At 72.7% G+C, this 17806-nt stretch carries 20 protein-coding genes; 12 read left to right on the top strand and 8 right to left on the bottom strand.

The window, feature by feature from the left end; genetic code table 11:
* The first annotated feature begins 10 nt into the window (after positions 1-10).
* From LO762_RS11940 to LO762_RS11915, 6 genes are all read left to right on the top strand, one after another.
* Positions 11-316 (top strand): AzlD domain-containing protein, encoded by a 306-nt coding sequence (locus LO762_RS11940; protein ID WP_230614668.1) that lies wholly within the window; start codon positions 11-13, stop codon positions 314-316.
* 125 nt (positions 317-441) lie between these two features.
* Positions 442-1224: an HAD-IIA family hydrolase gene (locus LO762_RS11935; protein ID WP_230614667.1), complete on the top strand. Its 783-nt coding sequence runs from the start codon at positions 442-444 to the stop codon at positions 1222-1224.
* A 154-nt stretch (positions 1225-1378) separates the two neighbouring features.
* On the top strand, positions 1379-1777 hold the full coding sequence (locus LO762_RS11930) for a hypothetical protein (RefSeq protein WP_230614666.1): 399 nt from the start codon (positions 1379-1381) through the stop codon (positions 1775-1777).
* Positions 1774-2580, top strand: a complete 807-nt coding sequence (locus LO762_RS11925; RefSeq protein ID WP_230614665.1) for a hypothetical protein — start codon at positions 1774-1776, stop codon at positions 2578-2580. The genes LO762_RS11930 and LO762_RS11925 overlap by 4 nt, the downstream gene beginning before the upstream one ends.
* Complete coding sequence (locus tag LO762_RS11920) at positions 2577-3071, top strand: roadblock/LC7 domain-containing protein (RefSeq protein WP_230614664.1); 495 nt, start codon at positions 2577-2579, stop codon at positions 3069-3071. Before LO762_RS11925 ends, LO762_RS11920 begins: the two co-directional genes overlap by 4 nt.
* A complete protein-coding gene (locus LO762_RS11915; RefSeq protein ID WP_255685613.1) occupies positions 2995-3336 on the top strand; it encodes a hypothetical protein in 342 nt (113 codons plus the stop codon). The genes LO762_RS11920 and LO762_RS11915 overlap by 77 nt, the downstream gene beginning before the upstream one ends.
* Before the next feature lie 85 nt (positions 3337-3421).
* Here the strand turns inward: LO762_RS11915 and LO762_RS11910 are convergent, their stop codons facing one another.
* Positions 3422-4210, bottom strand: a complete 789-nt coding sequence (locus LO762_RS11910) for a sulfite exporter TauE/SafE family protein (RefSeq protein WP_230614662.1) — start codon at positions 4208-4210, stop codon at positions 3422-3424.
* 168 nt (positions 4211-4378) lie between these two features.
* On the opposite strand from LO762_RS11910, the gene LO762_RS11905 reads away from it, so the two are divergent.
* Positions 4379-5572, top strand: coding sequence for a cytochrome P450 (locus LO762_RS11905; protein ID WP_230614661.1), 1194 nt, complete (start codon positions 4379-4381; stop codon positions 5570-5572).
* A gap of 9 nt (positions 5573-5581) precedes the next feature.
* On the opposite strand, the gene LO762_RS11900 is transcribed toward LO762_RS11905, so the two are convergent.
* Entirely contained in the window at positions 5582-6409 is an 828-nt protein-coding gene (locus LO762_RS11900; RefSeq protein WP_230614660.1) for an SAM-dependent methyltransferase, read from the bottom strand.
* Positions 6410-6491: 82 nt separating this feature from the next.
* Here LO762_RS11900 and LO762_RS11895 point away from each other — a divergent pair, with 82 nt between their 5' ends.
* Positions 6492-7676, top strand: a complete 1185-nt coding sequence (locus LO762_RS11895) for a cytochrome P450 (RefSeq protein ID WP_230614659.1) — start codon at positions 6492-6494, stop codon at positions 7674-7676.
* On the opposite strand, the gene LO762_RS11890 is transcribed toward LO762_RS11895, so the two are convergent.
* Positions 7661-8554 carry a helix-turn-helix transcriptional regulator gene (locus LO762_RS11890; RefSeq protein ID WP_230614658.1) on the bottom strand — a complete coding sequence of 298 codons (894 nt, stop codon included), beginning with the start codon at positions 8552-8554 and terminating at the stop codon, positions 7661-7663. The genes LO762_RS11895 and LO762_RS11890 overlap by 16 nt on opposite strands.
* 119 nt (positions 8555-8673) lie before the next feature.
* On the opposite strand from LO762_RS11890, the gene LO762_RS11885 reads away from it, so the two are divergent.
* Positions 8674-10044 (top strand): MFS transporter, encoded by a 1371-nt coding sequence (locus tag LO762_RS11885; protein ID WP_230614657.1) that lies wholly within the window; start codon positions 8674-8676, stop codon positions 10042-10044.
* 56 nt (positions 10045-10100) lie between these two features.
* On the opposite strand, the gene LO762_RS11880 is transcribed toward LO762_RS11885, so the two are convergent.
* Entirely contained in the window at positions 10101-11072 is a 972-nt protein-coding gene (locus LO762_RS11880) for a VOC family protein (RefSeq protein ID WP_230614656.1), read from the bottom strand.
* 337 nt (positions 11073-11409) lie between these two features.
* On the opposite strand from LO762_RS11880, the gene LO762_RS11875 reads away from it, so the two are divergent.
* A complete protein-coding gene (locus tag LO762_RS11875; protein ID WP_230614655.1) occupies positions 11410-12468 on the top strand; it encodes an alcohol dehydrogenase catalytic domain-containing protein in 1059 nt (352 codons plus the stop codon).
* 17 nt (positions 12469-12485) lie between these two features.
* Here the strand turns inward: LO762_RS11875 and LO762_RS11870 are convergent, their stop codons facing one another.
* Positions 12486-13217 carry a carbonic anhydrase gene (locus tag LO762_RS11870; RefSeq protein ID WP_230614654.1) on the bottom strand — a complete coding sequence of 244 codons (732 nt, stop codon included), beginning with the start codon at positions 13215-13217 and terminating at the stop codon, positions 12486-12488.
* A gap of 257 nt (positions 13218-13474) precedes the next feature.
* On the opposite strand from LO762_RS11870, the gene LO762_RS11865 reads away from it, so the two are divergent.
* Both LO762_RS11865 and LO762_RS11860 read left to right on the top strand, forming a co-directional pair.
* The gene (locus LO762_RS11865; protein WP_230614653.1) at positions 13475-14230 is read left to right on the top strand and encodes a hypothetical protein; all 756 of its coding nucleotides are present in this window, start codon (positions 13475-13477) and stop codon (positions 14228-14230) included.
* A gap of 98 nt (positions 14231-14328) precedes the next feature.
* Positions 14329-15150 (top strand): TIGR02452 family protein, encoded by an 822-nt coding sequence (locus LO762_RS11860; protein ID WP_230614652.1) that lies wholly within the window; start codon positions 14329-14331, stop codon positions 15148-15150.
* Here the strand turns inward: LO762_RS11860 and LO762_RS11855 are convergent.
* From LO762_RS11855 to LO762_RS11845, 3 genes are read right to left on the bottom strand one after another with little or no spacing between them, the layout of a single operon-like run.
* The gene (locus tag LO762_RS11855; protein WP_230614651.1) at positions 15113-15871 is read right to left on the bottom strand and encodes an Fpg/Nei family DNA glycosylase; all 759 of its coding nucleotides are present in this window, start codon (positions 15869-15871) and stop codon (positions 15113-15115) included. The genes LO762_RS11860 and LO762_RS11855 overlap by 38 nt on opposite strands.
* 35 nt (positions 15872-15906) lie before the next feature.
* Positions 15907-16638 (bottom strand): TIGR03943 family protein, encoded by a 732-nt coding sequence (locus tag LO762_RS11850; RefSeq protein WP_230614650.1) that lies wholly within the window; start codon positions 16636-16638, stop codon positions 15907-15909.
* A complete protein-coding gene (locus LO762_RS11845; protein ID WP_374201549.1) occupies positions 16635-17696 on the bottom strand; it encodes a permease in 1062 nt (353 codons plus the stop codon). Before LO762_RS11845 ends, LO762_RS11850 begins: the two co-directional genes overlap by 4 nt.
* Between the last annotated feature and the right edge of the window lie 110 nt (positions 17697-17806).

Here is a 17806-nt window from a genome sequence, read left to right as displayed (position 1 = left end):
GGAGTCCGTCATGCCGCTGCTCGCCGTGCTTGTGCTCGCCGTGGGTACCTATGCCTTTCGCCTCGCGGGGCCGCTCGCCGCCCGCAGGTTCGACCTGGAGCGGCTGCGGGCTCCGCTGGCCGCCGTCGCCGTGGTGCTGCTGGTGGCGTTGGCCGCCACCTCGGCTCTTGCCGAGGGCCAGCACTTCGCGGGCTGGGCGCGGCCCACCGGCGTCGCGGTCGCGGCCGTCCTCGCCTGGCGCAGGGCGTCCTTTGTCGTCGTGGTGCTGGCCGCCGCGGGTGTTACCGCGGGGCTGCGCCTTCTGGGCGTTCCCTGAAACGCACGCGGCCCACCGACCGCGTCGCCTGGGGGAGCTGCCCGGTTCGGTCCGGCGGGCGGGGGAGGGGTCGGGCGGGGGTTAGCGCATTGTCGGCATGATCGGTGAGCTGCGAGAATGCGGGCATGAGCGAGCGTAAGCCCATCGAGTGCTGGCTGTCGGACATGGACGGGGTCCTCGTGCACGAGGGGAAGCCCGTGCCGGGGGCGGACGCCTTCATCGCGAAGGTCCTGGGGGCGGGCAAGCGCCTCCTGGTCCTCACCAACAACTCCATCTACACCCCGCGCGACCTGTCGGCCCGGCTGGCCGCCGCCGGGCTCGACATCAAGCCGGAGATGATCTGGACGTCGGCGCTGGCCACCGCCAAGTTCCTCACCGACCAGCGGCCGCACGGCACCGCGTACGTGATCGGCGAGTCGGGGCTGACCACGGCGCTGCACGAGGTCGGCTACATCCTCACCGACCTCGACCCGGAGTACGTGGTGCTGGGCGAGACACGGAACTACAGCTTCGACCAGATCACCCGCGCGGTGCGGCTGATCGAGCGGGGCGCCCGGTTCATCGCGACCAACCCCGACCCGATCGGCCCGTCCCAGGACGGCTCGCTGCCCGCGTGCGGCGCCGTCGCCGCGATGATCACCAGGGCGACGGGGGTGGAGCCGTACTTCGTCGGCAAGCCGAACCCGCTGATGATGCGCAGCGCCATCCGCCAGGTGGACGGGCACAGCGAGGCCACCGCGATGATCGGCGACCGGATGGACACCGACGTCGTCGCGGGCATGGAGGCGGGCCTGGAGACGGTGCTCGTGCTCACCGGGGTGACCAGGCGGCACGAGGTGGAACGGTTCCCCTACCGTCCGTCACGGATCGTCGACTCGGTGGCGGACCTTATCGACCTCATCGGATGAGGGTCGTTCCACCCCGGCGTACGATCCTTGAACCCGCCCCTACCGGGAGAAATGTACTTGTTGGTACCTCATAACGGTTGACGGTGAAGGCGGGAGTTCGCCGGTTCCGCGCCGATAGCCTCCGATCACTCCGAGATTTCCGAAATTCTCGGTGGTGATCACCAAGGGGGGTGCGGTGCCGGCGATGGAGGACTGCCTGACGCTCGTCATGGCGATCCCCGGGGTGCGCGCCGCGACCCTCCTCGACGCCGCCACCGGCCTCGCGGTCGCGTCGGCGGGCATGACCGCCGACGAGGCGGCCGAGCGGGCGGCGGGCGCCGCCGACCTGGTCCGGATGGTGCTGGCCGAGCCCGCGTTCGCCGCGGCCGCCACCGGCGACGAGATCGAGGAGATCACCGTCACGGGCGCGGCGGGCCACCACCTGCTGGCGCTCGTCACCACCGCCACCGACGCCCGGCTGTGCCTGCACGTGGTGCTGGACCGCAGCCGGGGCAACGTCGCGCTGGCCCGGCACCGGCTGCGGGACGTGCTGCGCGACCTGGCGGCCGGATGAGGACGGTCCGCGCGCGCCTGGAGAGCCTCGCGGAGGCGGGTGCCACCGGCACCCTCTCGCTCGGCGACGACGGCGCGTTCCACCTCGTCGACGGCGCCGTCGTGCACGCCGAGACGGCGCACACGCCGAGCCTGCGCGAGCTGCTGACGGCGTCCGGGCGGCTGACCGAGCAGGGCTGGGAGCTGCTGCGCGCCCAGGGCCCCGGGCATGGCCCCGCGAGCCCGGCCCGGCTCGGCGCCGCCGAGTTCGAGGCGCACGCCCTCATCCACTTCTTCGACGCCGCGTTCTTCCTGGCCCGCTCGGGGCACGAGCCGCGCTTCGAGGACGGCAAGGCGCCCTACTGGCCGGAGTGCCTCGCCGTGGATCCGGTGACGCTGTGCGTGGAGATCCGGCGGCGCCGGGTCCTGCTGGACGCGGCGTGGCCGTCGCCGCTGGCCGATGACGAGCCCGTCCGGCCGCTCCGCAGGGTGTCCCGCCAGCGGGTGATCCTCACGGGTCTCCAGGCGGAGATCCTGCTGAACGCCGACGGGCGCAAGACCCCGTCCGGGCTCGCGCGGGAGCTCGGACGGACCCGCTTCGGGTGTGTCCTCGCCGTCCGGGGCCTGGTCGCCTCGGCGCTGGTCCGGCCGCCCGGATCCGACGACGGGGGAGCCCGAGCGGAAGACGGGGCGCCCGCCCCCCGGATCGGGGGCGCGCCCCGCTGGGAGTCCCAGCCCCGCGACGGGGCGTTCCCGGCGAAATGGGCACATGCCGATCTCGAACTGCTGGCGCGGCTGCACGACGCGCTGAGGGAGCTGGAATGAGTGATGACCGGATCTGGAGAGAACTGCACGCGCTTCGCCTGAGGGTGCCGCACATGACCGGCTCCCTGGTCGCGACCTGCGACGGGTTCCTCGTCGCCAGCGACCTGCCCGACTCCCTCGAACCCGAGGGGATGGCGGCGATGGCCGCCACCGAGCTCTCCCTGTCCGACCGTGTCGCCCGCACCGCCGCGGACGGCGACTTCGAGGAGGTCGTCATCCGCAACCGCGGCGGACACGTCGCGATCTACGCCGCGGGGCCGCGCGCGGCCCTGGCGATCCTGGCCGGTCCCGAGGTCACCCTCGGTCGGCTCCATCTGGAGGCCAGGCCCGTCGCACGGGCCATCGCCGCCATCGTTCCGGAAACCACCGTCGAAAGGACCATCAGTGTCGAACCTGGACCAGTCGCTCAAGGAGATGATGTCGATCGATGGCGCCCTCGGCGCGGCGATCGTCGACTACAGCAGCGGCATGGCGCTGGGCGTGCTCGGTAGCTCCAAGGCGCTCGACCTGCAGATCGCGGCGGCGGGCAACACCGAGGTCGTCAGGTCGAAGATGCGCACGATCGAGCAGCTCGGCCTGAAGGAGTCGATCGAGGACATCCTGATCACGCTGGACAAGCAGTACCACATCATCCGGCCGCTCCGGAGCCGCAGCGGGCAGGGCCTGTTCATGTACGCGGCGCTGGACCGGGGGCGGGCCAACCTGGCGCTGGCCAGGCACCACCTCAAGCGCATCGAGGAGAACGTCGAGGTCTGACGCTCCCGCGCCGGAACCGCCCCGCCCCCCTTTCAGCCGACCCCGGGGGGCGGGGCCCGCGCGCGTCAGGGGCGCGGGCGGGCCGTCAGGTCAGGCCCTGCACCAGGTAGAGGACGGCGAGGGCGCAGGCGAGCACACCGAGCAGCAGCCGGAGCGCCTTCTCCGGCATGCGGGGCTGGAGCCGGGCGCCCAGGTAGCCGCCGACGAGCCCGCCGAGCCCGCAGGCGATGCCGAGCGTCCAGTGCGGCGCGATGTCGCCGGAGGTGAAGAACGACAGCACAAGGTAGGTGAGCGCTCCGACGATCGACGTGACGAAGGTGGAGGCGAGCGCGGCGGGCGCGACCCTGGTCATGGGGATGCCGCGGCCCGCGAGGATCGGCCCGAGGATGGAGCCGCCGCCGATCCCGTAGATCCCGCCGATCACCCCGACGCCCATCGCCATGCCGGTGATCGTCCGGGGCGACGGTTCCCGTGCCGTCCCGGAAGCGCCTCCCTTACGCGCGGGGCGGAGCGTCTGGTAGCAGAGCCACAGTCCCAGTGGCAGGAGGAACGCCCCCACGAGGATGCGGAACGCCTGTGGCCCCGGCACCGCGAACACCCGGAGGATCGCCCCGACGACGACGCCCGGCAGCGTCCCGAGGACGAGCAGCCGCGTCAACGGCCCGCCGAGCTGGCCGCGTCTGCGGTACCGCAGCAGCGCGCCGGGCCCGGACACCACGTTGTAGAGCAGGTTGGTCGGCGTGACCGCCGGGTTCGGCACGTTGAGCACGCTGAGCTGGACGGGCAGCAGGAACACCGCCCCCGACACCCCGACCGGCGCGGTGACGACGGAGATGAGCGCCCCGGCGGCGAACCCGAGCAGGTGGGTCTCCACCGCGGCGCCCTCCCAGTTTTCCGGTCTTATCGACCGGAAAAATACCGCATCGCGATGGTCCCTGTCGTCTGGCCACCTCCGGTTATCGAGGTTTGGGATTCCCGATTTGAGAGTCTTGTCGATCGGATGCGGCCGGTTTACCTTCGGGGTGGCTGAGAGGACGTGCCGATGGGCGACCCGCGTGACGAGATGCCGACCCTGCCGACGCTGCGCACCGATCCGCTCGATCCGCCCGAGGAGTTCGCCGGGTTCCGGGAGGGCCCGCCGCTGCGCGTCAGGATGGCCGACGGCACCACCCCGTGGCTGGTGTGCAGGCACGCCGACGCGCGCGCCGTGCTGGCCGACCGCAGGTTCAGCTCCGACGACACCCATCCGGCTTTCCCGAGGCTGCTTGCGGTGCCCCCGGTGAAGGGCGCCCTGTCCTTCCTCAGGATGGACGACGCCGAGCACGCCAGGATGCGGCGGATGCTCTACGGCGAGTTCACCGTGCGGCGGGTCAACGCGCTGCGGCCCGACATCGTCGCGCTCACCGACCGCCTGCTCGACGGGATGATCGGGCAGGGCCCGCCCGCCGACCTCGTCGCCGACTTCACGCTCCCGCTGCCGTCCCTGGTGATCTGCAGGCTGCTCGGCGTGCCCTACGCCGACCACGCGTTCTTCCAGCGGTGCAGCGTGGAGCTGCTCAACACCGCCGACCCGGTGCGCGCCGTCGCCGCGATCCAGCTTCTCGGCGACTACCTGGGCGACCTCGTCGCCGCCAAGGTCGCCGCGCCCTCCGACGACCTGCTCGGCAGGCTCGCCCCGCGCGTCCGGGCGGGGGAGCTGACCGAGGAGGAGCTGATGCTCGTCGCGCGGCTGCTGCTCGTCGCCGGGCACGAGACGACGGCCAACATGCTGTCGCTCGGCACCGTCGCGCTGCTGCGCTCGCCGAAGCAGCTCGCCGTGCTGCGCGACGGGCCCGCCGCCGCGGCCGCCGTCACCGAGGAACTCCTGCGCTACCTGTCGGTCATCCAGTTCGGCCTGGCGCGGGTCGCGCGCGAACCCGTGCGCGTCGGTGAGGTGACGATCGGCGCGGGGGAGGGCGTCATCGTCTCGGTGGCCGCCGCCAACCGGGACGCCGCGCACTTCACCGGCGACCCCGACGCGTTCGACGCGCGCCGCGCGCAGGGCCACCACGTCGCGTTCGGGTACGGCATGCACCTGTGCGTCGGCGCGGCCCTGGCCCGGCTGGAGATGAACGTCGCGCTGCCCCGGCTCTTCGAACGGCTGCCGCGCCTGGCCCTCGCCGTCCCGCCGGACGGCGTGGACTACCGGCACGAGCAGTTCGTCTACGGCGTCGGCGCGCTGCCCGTCACCTGGTGACGGCCGGGGTCAGGGGACGCGGGCGACGAGCCCGTGCATGCAGACGTTCTCGATCCGCGGCCGCTGCTCCGGCGGCACGTTCGGCCGCCACAGCGACAGCGCGCTGACGCCCGGTTCCACCAGTTCCAGGCCCGCGCACAGTTCGGCGAGCTCGCTGGAGTGGCGCAGCCGGAACGGGATGCCCGCGCGCCGGTTCAGCTCCTCGCGCTCGGCGAGGTCGACGTCGGGGGCGAGGTCGTCGGTCGAGGCGTGGCTGAGCGCGATGTAACTGCCGGACGGGAGCGCCTCGCGCAGCACCCGGAAGACGCGGTGCGCCTCCTCGTCGTCGTCGAGGAAGTGCAGGACGGCCAGCAGCATCAGCGCGACGGGCTTGTCGAGGTCGATGGTCCGCTTGAGGTCCGGCATCGACAGGATCGTGCCGGGGTCGCGCAGGTCCGCGTGCAGGTAGGCCGTCCTGCCCTCGGGGGTGCTCCGCAGCAGCGCCCGCGCGTGCACGAGCACGATCGGGTCGTTGTCCACGTAGACGACACAGCTCTCCGGCGCGATCTCCTGGGCGATCTCGTGCACGTTGCCCGCCGACGGCAGGCCCGCGCCGACATCGAGGAACTGGCGGATCCCGGCCTCGCCCGCCAGGAAGCGGACGACCCGGTGCAGATACCTGCGGTTCTCGATGGCCGACATCCGGATGGTGGGGAACGACCCGGCGATCATCTTCGCGGACTCGCGGTCCACCACGAAGTTGTCCTTGCCGCCCAGCCAGTAGTCGTAGCGCCGCGCGGGGTGCGCGCGTGACGCGTCGATGCCCAGCGGCACCTCATCGAAGTCCACGAACGGCATTCTCCAGTAATTTCCGGTGGATTGGTACATGATCGTCATGACACCCGGCATTCGACCACCCCTCGTCCCAGAAGGCACGCGTATGGACCTGCACTACAGCCCGTTCGACTTCGCCATCCAGAACGACCCGTACCCGGTGTACAAGCGGCTGCGCGAGGAGGCGCCCGTCTACCGCAACGACGAGGACGACTTCTACGCGCTGTCCCTGCACGCCGACGTCGTCGCCGCGCTGAAGGACTCCGAGCGGTACTCCAGCAAGAACGGGCTGCGCCTGGAGCCCGCGTTCTGGGGGCCGCAGGCCGAGCAGATCTTCTCGTTCGTCGCGATGGACCCGCCCCGGCACACCCGCCTGCGGTCCCTCGTGCAGAGCGCGTTCACCAACAAGCGCGTGCAGGCGCTCGAACCGCGCCTCCGCGAGATCGCCAGGGCCCACCTTGAGCCGCTGCTTTCGGGCGACACCTTCGACCTGATGCACTTCGCCGGAGGCTTCCCCACCGACGTCATCTCCGAGCTCGTCGGCGTCCCCGAGGAGGACAGGGACCGCATCCGCGAGCTCGGCATGGCCATCATGTACCGGGAGCCCGACGGCGGGCCCGTCCGCGACCTGCCCCCGTCCGCGATGGCGGCGGTCGGCGCGCTCGTCGGCTACTACACCGAGCTGACCATCGACCGGGCCAAGATCCGCAAGGACGACCTGCTGTCCGGCCTGCTCGACGCGGCCGAGGGCGACGACAGGCTCACCCCCGAGGAGGTCGTCTCCATCCTCATCCTCCTGGTCGGCGCGGGCATCGAGACGACCATGCTGCTGCTCGGCAACGCCTGGCACGCCGCCTGGTCGCACCCCGACCAGAAGGCGCTCGCGCTCGGCGGCCGGATCGACGACTGGGTGGAGGAGGCGCTGCGCTACGACCCGCCGTCGCAGACCATCGCCCGCACCACCACCACCGAGGTGGAGGTGCGCGGGGTGACGATCCCCGCCGAGTCCCGGATCCTGCTCATGGTCGGCGCCGCCAACCACGACCCCGCCGTCTTCGAGGACGCCGACGCGTTCGTCCTGGGCCGTGACACGTCGGGCTCGCTGGCGTTCGGCCACGGCCGCCACCACTGCATGGGCTCGATCCTCGGCAGGCTGGAGACGCGGATCGCGCTGCAGACCCTCAGCTCGGTGATCGCCGACTACGAGATCGACGACGCGAACGCGGCGCGCGTCGGCTCGTCCAACAACCGGGGCTTCGCCTCGCTGCCTACCAGCTACACCGTGCGCTGACGCGAGTGGGGCCCGGCGCCTTCCCGGGCCCTGCCGCCGCCCTCGGCGAGCTGCCTGAGCAGGCTCAGCGCCGCCGCCGAGGGGGATCCGGGCTCCGCGTGGTACAGCGCGAGCCGCTCCACCGCGACGGTGTCGAGCGCGGCGACCTCCTGGGCCAGGGTGACCTCGCCGACGAGCGGATGCCGGTAGACGCGCTCGACCCCGCCGCAGTCCCTGACCTCGTGGGCCGCCCACAGCCGGGTGAACTCCGCGCTGTGCACCGACAGCTCGCCGATGAGCGACGCGAGCGCCGGGTCGTCGCCGTCGCGGCCCGCCGCGTACCGCAGCGACCGGACGCACTCGCGCGCCTTGCCCTCCCAGCCGTCGGCGTACAGGTCGCGGGTGTGCGGGTCCAGGAAGATCAGCCGGGCCATGTGCGGCCGCTCGTCGGGCCGGTAGGGGCTTTCCGGGTCGAGGTGCCCGGCGAAGAACGCGTGCCCGAGCGTGTTCCACGCGAGCACGTCGGTACGGCCGCCCAGCACGACGACGGGGATGTCGGCCATCGCGTCGATGAGCCGCCGCACCATAGGGGACGCCTGCTCGCACTTGCGGCGGCGCTTGCGGCGACGCCCGGCCTTGGCGAGGTTGAACAGGTGGTCGCGCTCGCCCTCGTCCAGGCGCAGCGCCGACGACAGCGCGTCGAGCACCGCGTCCGACGCGTTCTGCGAGTGGCCCTGCTCCAGCCGGGTCAGGTAGGCGATGCTGACCCCGGCGAGCTGCGCCAGCTCCTCACGGCGCAAACCGGGCACCCTTCGTCGGCCCCCGTAGTTGACCAGACCCGCCTCTTCCGGGGTGATGCGGGCGCGCCGCGACTTCAGGAAATCCCCGAGCTGTTCCATGCCGTCCATTGTGTCCCCCGGACGGCGCCGCGAGCCTGACCCTCGCGGTGGTAGGAACCCGTGTGGTGCGCCCCGCGGGGCTCTGGGTACGCGCGCGCGACCCGCGCAGGCTGGTCCGCGTGACTCCTCTGACCACACGGCAACGGACCGTGCTCATCGTGCTGCTCGGCGTGCAGTTCATGCTCGCCATCGACTTCTCGATCCTGAACGTGGCGATGCCCGTCATCGGTTCCGGGCTCGGGTTCCGGCTCGACGACCTCCAGTGGATCGCGACGGCGTTCGCGCTGCCCGCGGCCGGCCTGACGCTGCTGTCGGGCCGGGTCGCCGACCTGCTGGGCCGCCGCCGGGTGTTCCTCGCGGGCATGGTGCTGCTCGCCGTCGGGTCGCTGATCGGCGGGTTCGCGCAGAACCCCGGGACGCTGCTGGCCGGACGTGTCGTGCAGGGCGTCTCCGCCGCCGTCGCGACGCCCGCCGCGCTCGCGCTGCTCATGGTGACGTTCCCGGAGGGGCCGCTGCGGAACCGGGCGCTCGGCCTCAACGGGGCGCTGATGTCGGCCGGGTTCACCGCGGGCGCGCTGTTCGGCGGGATCCTCACCGACGCGCTGAGCTGGCGCTGGGCGTTCCTGGTGAACGTGCCGATCGCCGTCGCGGTGCTGGTGCTCGGCCCGCTGCTGCTGCCGGAGAGCCGCGACCCGCAGCGGCCCCGCCTGGACGTGCCGGGCGCGCTCACCGTCAGCCTCGGACTCCTCGCCCTGATCTACGGGATCACGGTCGAGCGGTGGGCGATCGCCGTCGGCGTGGTGCTGCTCGCCGCCTTCGCGCTGATCGAGCGGCGGGCGGCCGCGCCGCTGGCTTCGCCGCGCGTGCTGGGCCGCCCCACGGTCCGGTGGGGCAACGCCGGAGGGCTCCTGGTGTTCGCGATGGAGTCGTCGGTGATCTTCCTGCTGACGATCTACCTCCAGGAGGTGCTCGACCTGTCGGCGTTCGCGACCGGACTGGTCTTCGGCGTCACCGGCGCCGGCGCGTTCCTGGGCGGGATCGTCGCGCCACGGCTCATCGCCCGGGTGGGGCTGACCGGCGGGCTCGTCACCGGCCTCGCCCTCCAGGGGGCGTTCGCGCTCGCCCTCGTCACACTCGGCGACACACGGACGACGGGGCTCGTGCTCACCCTCGTGTTCGCCACGCTCGGCGCGTTCGGACACGCGCTCGGCATCGTCGCGTTCTTCGGCACCGCGACCTCCGGTGTGCCCGACAGCGACCAGGGCCTCGCGACGGGCCTGGCCACCATGACCCAGCAGGTCTCGCTGACGGCGGGCATCCCGATCATGTCGGCCATCGCGACGGCGTCCGCGTCGATGCTGACCGGCCTGCACACCGCGTTCGTCGTCAACGGCCTGATCACGCTGATCGGGGCTTCCGTCATCGCGGTCGCCCTCGGGGTGCGCAAGGACCAGAAGGGGAAGAAGGACGTCTCGACCGTCTCGGCGTGAGGTGATGGGCTCCGACGCCCCCTTGACGTCACGGGGGCGCCGGAGCCGTGTGCGCGCTAGGCCGGGAGGAAGCTGACGTGCGCCACCTCGACGGAGATGCCGACCGCGCGGTAGAGCCCGACGAGCGGGTACGACGCGGCGAGCCGGGTGAAGCCCGCCTTCCGGAGCTGCGCCGACGCGGCGGTGACGTCGGCGGTGAGGAACACCGGATAGAACGGGGTCCGGCCGTCGGAGCAGGCGTTTCCGGGCAGCGCCGGGGCCTGGGTCACGATGCTGACGTACGGGTCGAGCGCGGTGCCGAGCTGGACGGTCTCGTGCACGGTGACGGTCGTGCCGTCGCCGAGCGTCCACGGCATGTCGTAGGAGACGGCAGGGGTCCAGGTGATCCCGGACAGGGCCGTCAGCTGGTCCTTCACCGCGCGGGGGGCGCACGGGAGGATCGAGAGGTTGCGGACGCGGCCGAGGTCGAGCCCGGACGGACGGCCGTCGTCGCCCCATGGCGCGGCGCCGTCCTCGATGAGCTGGACGAGGACGCCGCCGACGCCCTCCCAGAAGGAGAACGCGTCGCTGGAGGCGACCTTGCGGAGGCCCGCGTACGTAAGCCGTCCGCCCGCCTGGTCCACGTCGCGGACGGTGTAGGACAGGAACGGCCGTGCCCGGTCGGCGGCAGCCCGCCATGGGCCCGGCGCCGCGGACTCGATGAGCTCGATGTGCGGGGCGCCGCGCAGCGACCGCGCCCTGCGGATCTCGACCCGTCCCGTTCCCGCCCCCGGCACGGTGACGACGGGCCGGGACACGCGCACCGGCGTGAACCGGTTGCCGGTGCCCGCCCGCAGCCGCTTGACGGCGGCGGCGGCGTCGGCGACGGCGAAGCCGACGTGGTGGGGGGTGCCGAGCGGCGCGGGCACTCTGTGCTTGTCGGCCGGTGCGGGGGTGGTTCGGTCCTTCAGCGCCGAGCCCGGCAGCGCCAGCGCGAGCGCGGGCACGACGCCCAGCATCAGCGCGCGCAGGAACCTGGAAACCTGCATGAGTCAACTCCTGGCGTGTTCGCGACCGCGCGCCCGCGACGGCGCGGCGCGCTCCGAAGCGCCGTCCGCCGCCCCGGGGCCGACCCTGTCGGTCCGCGCGGTCCTCGGGGGGAGACCGACCGGACATGTACCGATCGGCAACGATGAGTGATGATTAAATCACTTCGAGCAGCCAATGTTGCAGAATTCACAGGATCAGTCACTCTAGGAGAGTTTCTGGGCTTTCGGCCAGCTCCGAACAGCCGGTGGCGGCCCACGCCGCCGGGGTCGTTGTTGAGGTACCTGGGCATGCGACTGATATGACCTCCTGGAGAAGATCGGCACGGGAGGGAACACCATGGCACAGACGATGGCCGCCTACCGGATCGGCGCGTGGACGGAGCGGCCCACGACGGTCGAGGTCCCGGTGCCCGAACCCGGCCCGTCCGAGGTCCTGGTGAAGGTCGCGGGGTGCGGGCTGTGCCACTCCGACCTCACCATGATCGAGCTGCCCGGCGAGATCGGCGAGCTGCTCGGCTGGCAGGTCCCGTTCACCCTCGGACACGAGACGGCGGGGTACGTCGCCGCGACGGGAAGCGACGTCAGCGGCTACGCCGAAGGCGACCCGGTCGCCCTGGTCTCGCCCGCCTCCTGCGGCGTCTGCCGGTTCTGCGAGCGCGGCCTCGACAGCGTGTGCCCCGAACGCCCCTACGGCCGTGGTTACGGGCGCGATGGCGGGCTCGCCGAATACGTCCTCGTGGACGACGCCAGGTTCCTCGTCCCCCTGGACCCGGCCCTGGACCCGGTGACGGCGGGCGTCTTCACCGACGCGGGCGCCACGTCCTTCCACGGGGTGCGCCGGGTGCTTCCGCGCGTCCCCGCCGGAGGCACCGCCGTCGTCATCGGGGTGGGCGGCCTCGGCGGGTTCGCGGTCCAGTTCCTGCGGCGGCTCACCGACGCCCGGGTCGTCGCGGTGGACACCGACCCGGCGCAGCTCGCCCGCGCCGCCGAACTGGGCGCGCACGAGACGCTGCCCGGCGACGCCGAGAACGTGCCCCTCGCGATCCGCGCCCTCACCGACGGCGGCCACGGCGCCGACGCCGTCCTCGACTTCGTGGGCGCGACCGCGACGCTGCGCACCGGCCTCGCCTCGCTCGCGCCCGGCGGCTCCTTCGGCCTGGTCGGCGCGGGCGGCGGCGGCCTGGACGGCCCCTGGTTCGGCACACTCCCCAACGACGCGGAGGTGTTCACGTTCCAGGGCTCGTCCCAGGCGGACCTCCGTGACGTCCTCGCCCTGGCCGCCTCGGGGGACATCCGCAACGACGTCACCCTCTATCCGTTCAGCGAGGTGGACGCCGCCTACAAGGCGCTCCATGACGGCACCCTCCAGGGCCGCGCCGTCGTCACCCTCCCCTGACCGTCGCCGCCTTACCGTCAGGGCTGGAAGCCGCGCGTGTGCAGGACGTTGAGGCGGCCCGTGCCCAACTCGTAGTAGGCGCCGACGAGGCCGAGCCCGCCCGCGTCGATCCGGGGCCTGAGCGCCGGGTTGCGGTCCAGGGAGCGCACGGTGCGGGTGATCTGGTGCCGGACCGCCGCCTCCACGAGGTCGCCGCCCGTCCGGCGCGCCGCGGTGACGGCGGGCCGCAGCGCCTCCACCACGTCGGCGAGGTGGCCCGGCGCCCTGCGGCCCGCGTCGAGCGCCTGGACGGCGGCGAGGATCGCGCCGCACCGCTGGTGCCCGAGGACGACGATCAGTGGTGTGCCGTCCTGCAGCGGCCCGTACTCGATGGATCCGCTGACCAGGCCGTCCACGGTGTGCGCGCCGGTGCGGACGACAAAGAGGTCGCCGATGCCCTGGTCGAAGACGAGCTCGGGGGACAGCCGTGAGTCGATGCACGTCACCACGACGGCGAAGGGGTGCTGGGCCCGTTCCAGGTCGTGCCGGTGCCTGCTGCTCTGGTCGGGGTGGCGCATCCGGTCGCCCACCCAGTACTCGTTGCCTTTGCGCAGCCGCCGCCACGCCTCGGCGGGGCTCAGCGCGACGTGCGGCCCCTCGGGCGCGGGCGGCTGGACGGCGGCCGCCGGGCGGGCCGCCAGCGGGCCGAGCGCGGCCAGCAGGCAGGCGGAGAGCGTGGTGCGCCGGTTCGGCGCGGGAATGGCGTGCATCTGCCTCGGTGCCCCCGTCGGTCGTGCTGATCTTCGGCCCGTTCGAAGACACTGCATACCCGCGGGCCGGGCGATTGTTCGGACCGTGGGCGAAATGTCAACTAAAGAATTGGCCAAATGGCCTGCCGCGGATTTGCCGCGCGAACGGCGGGGGGATGAACCGCCCGGACCGACCGGAGTCCTGGTGAAGACGGCCCGCGGGCCGGTCGAGGGGGGTTTTGTTGAGGGTGAGAAGACGGCTGGCATGGATCGCGACCGTGGCCGTTCTGGCCGGGTTGGCGGCGCCGGGCACCGCCGCCGTGGCGGCCGAGGGCGACGCGGACAAGGGAAACTGGGTCTACACCGACAGGTGGGGGGTGATCGGGCGCAACACGCTCGGCTCGCCGACCGCCGACCTGCGGTTCGGCCCGTGGGGGCGGACGAGTCCCACGCAGAACGCGGCACGGCAGGACCCGCCCTACGGCAGGGGCAGCCTCGGCATCATCGTGGCGGGCCCGCAGGTCCCCGGCGACGTGCTGACGGCGGAGAAGGTGGCGTTCGGCAACGAGAAGGAGTACGCGGGCGTCCGGCTCAGTTCGATCCGGACCCTCCAGTACTCCATCTTCACGGGCATGGACACCACGGGCGCCGCCCTTCCGGGCATCTCCTTCGAGATCGACCCGAACCTCACGACGGGGGTGGACTACTCCACGATCGGCTACCTGCCGCAGGACTCCACGAGCCCGTCCGCGCCCGACACCCCGGCGCTCAACGTCTGGCAGCGCTATGACGCGGCGGCGGACGGCAGCGCCTGGTTCGCGACGGGCCCGACGGGTCCGGCCATCAACTGCGAACCGACCGACCCGTGCACGTTCGCGGAGCTGAAGGCGGCGCTGCCCAACGCGGTGATCACCTACAGCGTCCAGTTCCAGAAGGGCCGCGACAACGCGTTCGTCGGCGCGGTGGACGGCCTGCGGATCAACGACACGATCTACGACTTCGAGTTCAACGGGGTGCGCAAGCGCCGGGCCTGACGGCGGTGCGCGCGTGGGCCTCCCGCCGTCCGGCGGGAGGCCCCGAGCGCGTGGGAAAACCGCTTGCCCCGGACGGGCGTCGATGAGATGTTCTCACTATGAGATTGAATCGGAAGGCCATCGCCGAGCAGACCGTCGCGATCCTGGAGGCGGGCCGCTACGAGGTGGACGGCGCGACCGTCCCGCTGGACGTGGCGCGCGCCGTCGCCGCCGCCCGCCTGCACCAGCCGGACGAGTTCCCGGAGCCGCGCACCGGAGAGCACACCACCGCCGTCGAGGTGACCCGCGAGACCACCCTGGAGGCCGCGCGCAGGCTCGGCCCCGGCGTCGCCGCCCTGAACTTCGCGTCAGCCAAGAACCCTGGAGGCGGATTCCTACGCGGCGCGCACGCCCAGGAGGAGGCGCTGGCCCGCGCCTCGGCGCTCTACCCGACGCTGCGCCGCTTCCAGGCCGACTTCTACAACACGCACCGGGCCGCCCGCGACGCCCGCTACTCCGACCGGATGATCTACTCGCCCGGCGTCCCGGTGTTCCGCGCCGAGTCCGGCGCGCTGCTGCCCGAGCCGTACGACGTGGCGTTCCTGACCTCGCCCGCGCCCAACCGGGGCGTCCTCGGCCCCGGCGCCGACGTGTCGGACGTGCTGCGGGCCCGCGCCGCCAAGGTGCTGGCGCTGGCCGCCGGGTACGGGCACACCTCGCTCGTGCTGGGCGCGTGGGGCTGCGGCGTGTTCCGCAACGACCCCGAGGAGGTCGCCGGGATCTGGGCGGACCTGCTCGACGGCCCGTTCTCCGGCGCGTTCGCCCGCGTCACCATGGCCGTCTGGGACCCGGACGGCACCACCCCGCAGTACCTCGCGTTCGCGCGCCGCTTCGCCGGGTCCGTCAAGGCGGCGGCTGGCACGCCGGACACCAGTAGGTGATCCGGTCGTCCCGGCCCGCCGCGCGGATCGGCGTCCCGCAGCGTAGGCACGGCCGCCGCGCCCGCCCGTAGACGGCGAGGGGGTCGCGCGGCGAGCCCGTGGTGATCCGGCGCGGCCGGTCCCGGTTGGCGGTGAGCAGCCGGTGCGCCAGGTCCACCAAGGCGGGCAGGTCGGCCCGTCCGGCGGGGGTGTCGGGGTGGGTCCGCCCGGCGAACAGGACCTCCGCCTTGTAGATGTTGCCTATCCCCGCCAGATTCCGCTGGTCCAGCAGCGCCTCGCCGATCGGCCGCGACGGGTCGGCCGTGAGGTTGCGGACCGCCGCGTCGGCGTCCCAGTCGGGCCCGAGCAGGTCGGGCCCCAGGTGCCCGACGACCTCGGCGGCGTCGCGGACCAGCCGCAGCTCGTGCACCCGGTACCCGACCGCCGTGCCCGCCTCCGTCCGCAGCACGGCGCGGATCTGGTGGCCGGGACCGCCCGTCCAGCGCTGGCCCGGCCGGTAGACGCGCCAGGAGCCGTCCATGAGCAGATGGCTGTGCAGCACCAGGCCGTCCATGAGGACGAGCAGGTGCTTGCCGCGCGGCACGACGTCGCGGACGACGCGGCCGGACAGGTCGGCCGTGGCCAGCCGCGGTACCCGCAGGTCGGCTTCCAGCAGTTCCCTTCCGGCGAGCACCGCGCGCAGCGTCCTCGCGGCCCGCCATACGCTGTCCCCTTCCGGCACCCTTCCATCATCACAGACGGGTGCGCGGAGGTGACTCAGGCGTACGGGTTGTCGGGTTTGCCGGTCTTGGTGGCCGACTCCGCCTGGAACTCGTAGACGCCGGTGCCGTCCGGGGTGCCCGCGGGCCGCCAGACGCCCACGACGTCCACCCACTGGCCCTTGGGCGGCTTGGGCACGCCGAAGACGGTGACGCGCAGGGTGCTCGCGTCGGCGGCGCAGCAGTTGAGCTGGAGGCGGTTGAGGTACCAGCGGCCGTCCTCGCCCGTCGTGACGAAGCCGGTCAGCTCCAGGCGCCGTCCGGTGAGGGTGGCCTGGCCGCCGATCTGCGCCTCGAAGGACCGTCCCATGAACTCGGGGATGGACATGGGCAGCGGGTCGGGCCCGCCTTCGGGCAGCGCGTAGGAGTCGTCCAGCGGCGGCGGCACGGTCGCGATGCGCGGGTCGGACCGCTCGGCGGTGTAGACGCCGAGTTCGGGCGGGGCGAGGGCGAAGAGCGCGAAGACCGGCAGGCACAGCAGCCACGCCACCCTCGGGCCGCCGTGCCCGTGGTGGTGCCCTGCGTGCCCCGCCTCCGTGCCGCCCCGGTCGTCGTGCCACTCCCGGCGCACCCCGACCGCGCCCAGCACCACGAGGACGACACCGGCCGCGACGAGCAGCGGCCGGAAGCCCGGCTTCACGTAGTTGATCGCCTCGCCGGTGACGAGGGTGATCCACAGGACGGCCCCGCCGAGCAGGACCATGACGACGTTCTGGGTGGCCCGGGTCACAGGAACAGCCCTCCGACGAGCGCGCTCACCGCGACGGCGAGGACGAAGGTGAGCGGGACGAAGCGCATCACGAAGGCGCGGCCGAAGATGCCGGTCTGCATCGCGATGAGCTTGAGGTCGACCATCGGCCCGACGACGAGGAACGTGAGCTTGGCCGTCGGGGAGAACGCGGTGAGGCTCGCCGCGACGAACGCGTCGGCCTCCGAGCACAGCGACATCAGGACGGCGAGGAACGCCAGCGTCAGCACCGACGCCCAGCCGATCCCGCCGAGCCCGGTCAGCCACGACGGCGGCACCACGGTGTTGATCGTCGCGGCGGCGGCCCCGCCGACGACGAGGAACCCGCCCGCGTGCATCAGGTCGTGCCGCATCGCCTGCCGGAACGCCTCCCACTTGCTTCCGTCATGGTCGGGCCGCTCAGGGATCCGGATCCAGGCGCCCTTGCCGAACCACGCCCAGATCCAGCCGACGAGCACCGCGACGGCGAGGGACGCGCCGAACCGCGCGGCGACCATCTCGGGCTGCCGGGGGAAGGCCACCGCCGTCGCCACGAGCACGATCGGGTTGATCGCGGGGGCGGCGAGCAGGAACGTCAGCGCGGCGGCGGGTGCGACGCCGCGTGCCATGAGGCTGCCCGCGACGGGCACCGACGCGCACTCACAGCCCGGCAGCACCGCGCCCGCCGCCCCCGCGACGGGCACGGCGGCGGCCGCGCGGCGGGGGAGGAGCCGCGTCCAGGTCTCGGCGGGGACGAACGTGGCTATCGCGGCCGACAGCAGCACGCCGAAGACGAGGAACGGGAGGGCCTGCACGCAGATGGCGACGAAGATGGTCGACCACGCCTGGAGGCCCGCGTGGGTGACGTGCGGGGCGAGGTGGATACGCGCGAGGACGAGCAGCGCGACGATCGAGACCAGCAGGTAGAGGGCGGACGCGCCGGGGGTGTCGTCACGTCGGCGCGGCGGTGCGTGGTCCTGGGTGTGCTCGGCTGCGGTCACTGTGTCGTCTCTCTGGTCGGCCACGGTCGGACAGCGGGTTCGATAACCATTTTCTTTCATGGGTTCGCCCGAGTCCGCGCTGTTATCGGTTTGTTGTCCCCTCCGCACTAGCGAGCGCTTGGTTGCCTTGGTTCGCTGTGAGCCCCGGCACACCCGACGAAAGGGCTCCC

Origin of the sequence: Actinocorallia sp. API 0066 (genome assembly GCF_020991275.1) — a bacterium.
Lineage (GTDB): Bacteria > Actinomycetota > Actinomycetes > Streptosporangiales > Streptosporangiaceae > Actinocorallia.
The sequence above is the reverse complement of the archived record's forward strand: the minus strand, read 5'-3'. Positions and strand labels throughout refer to the sequence as shown.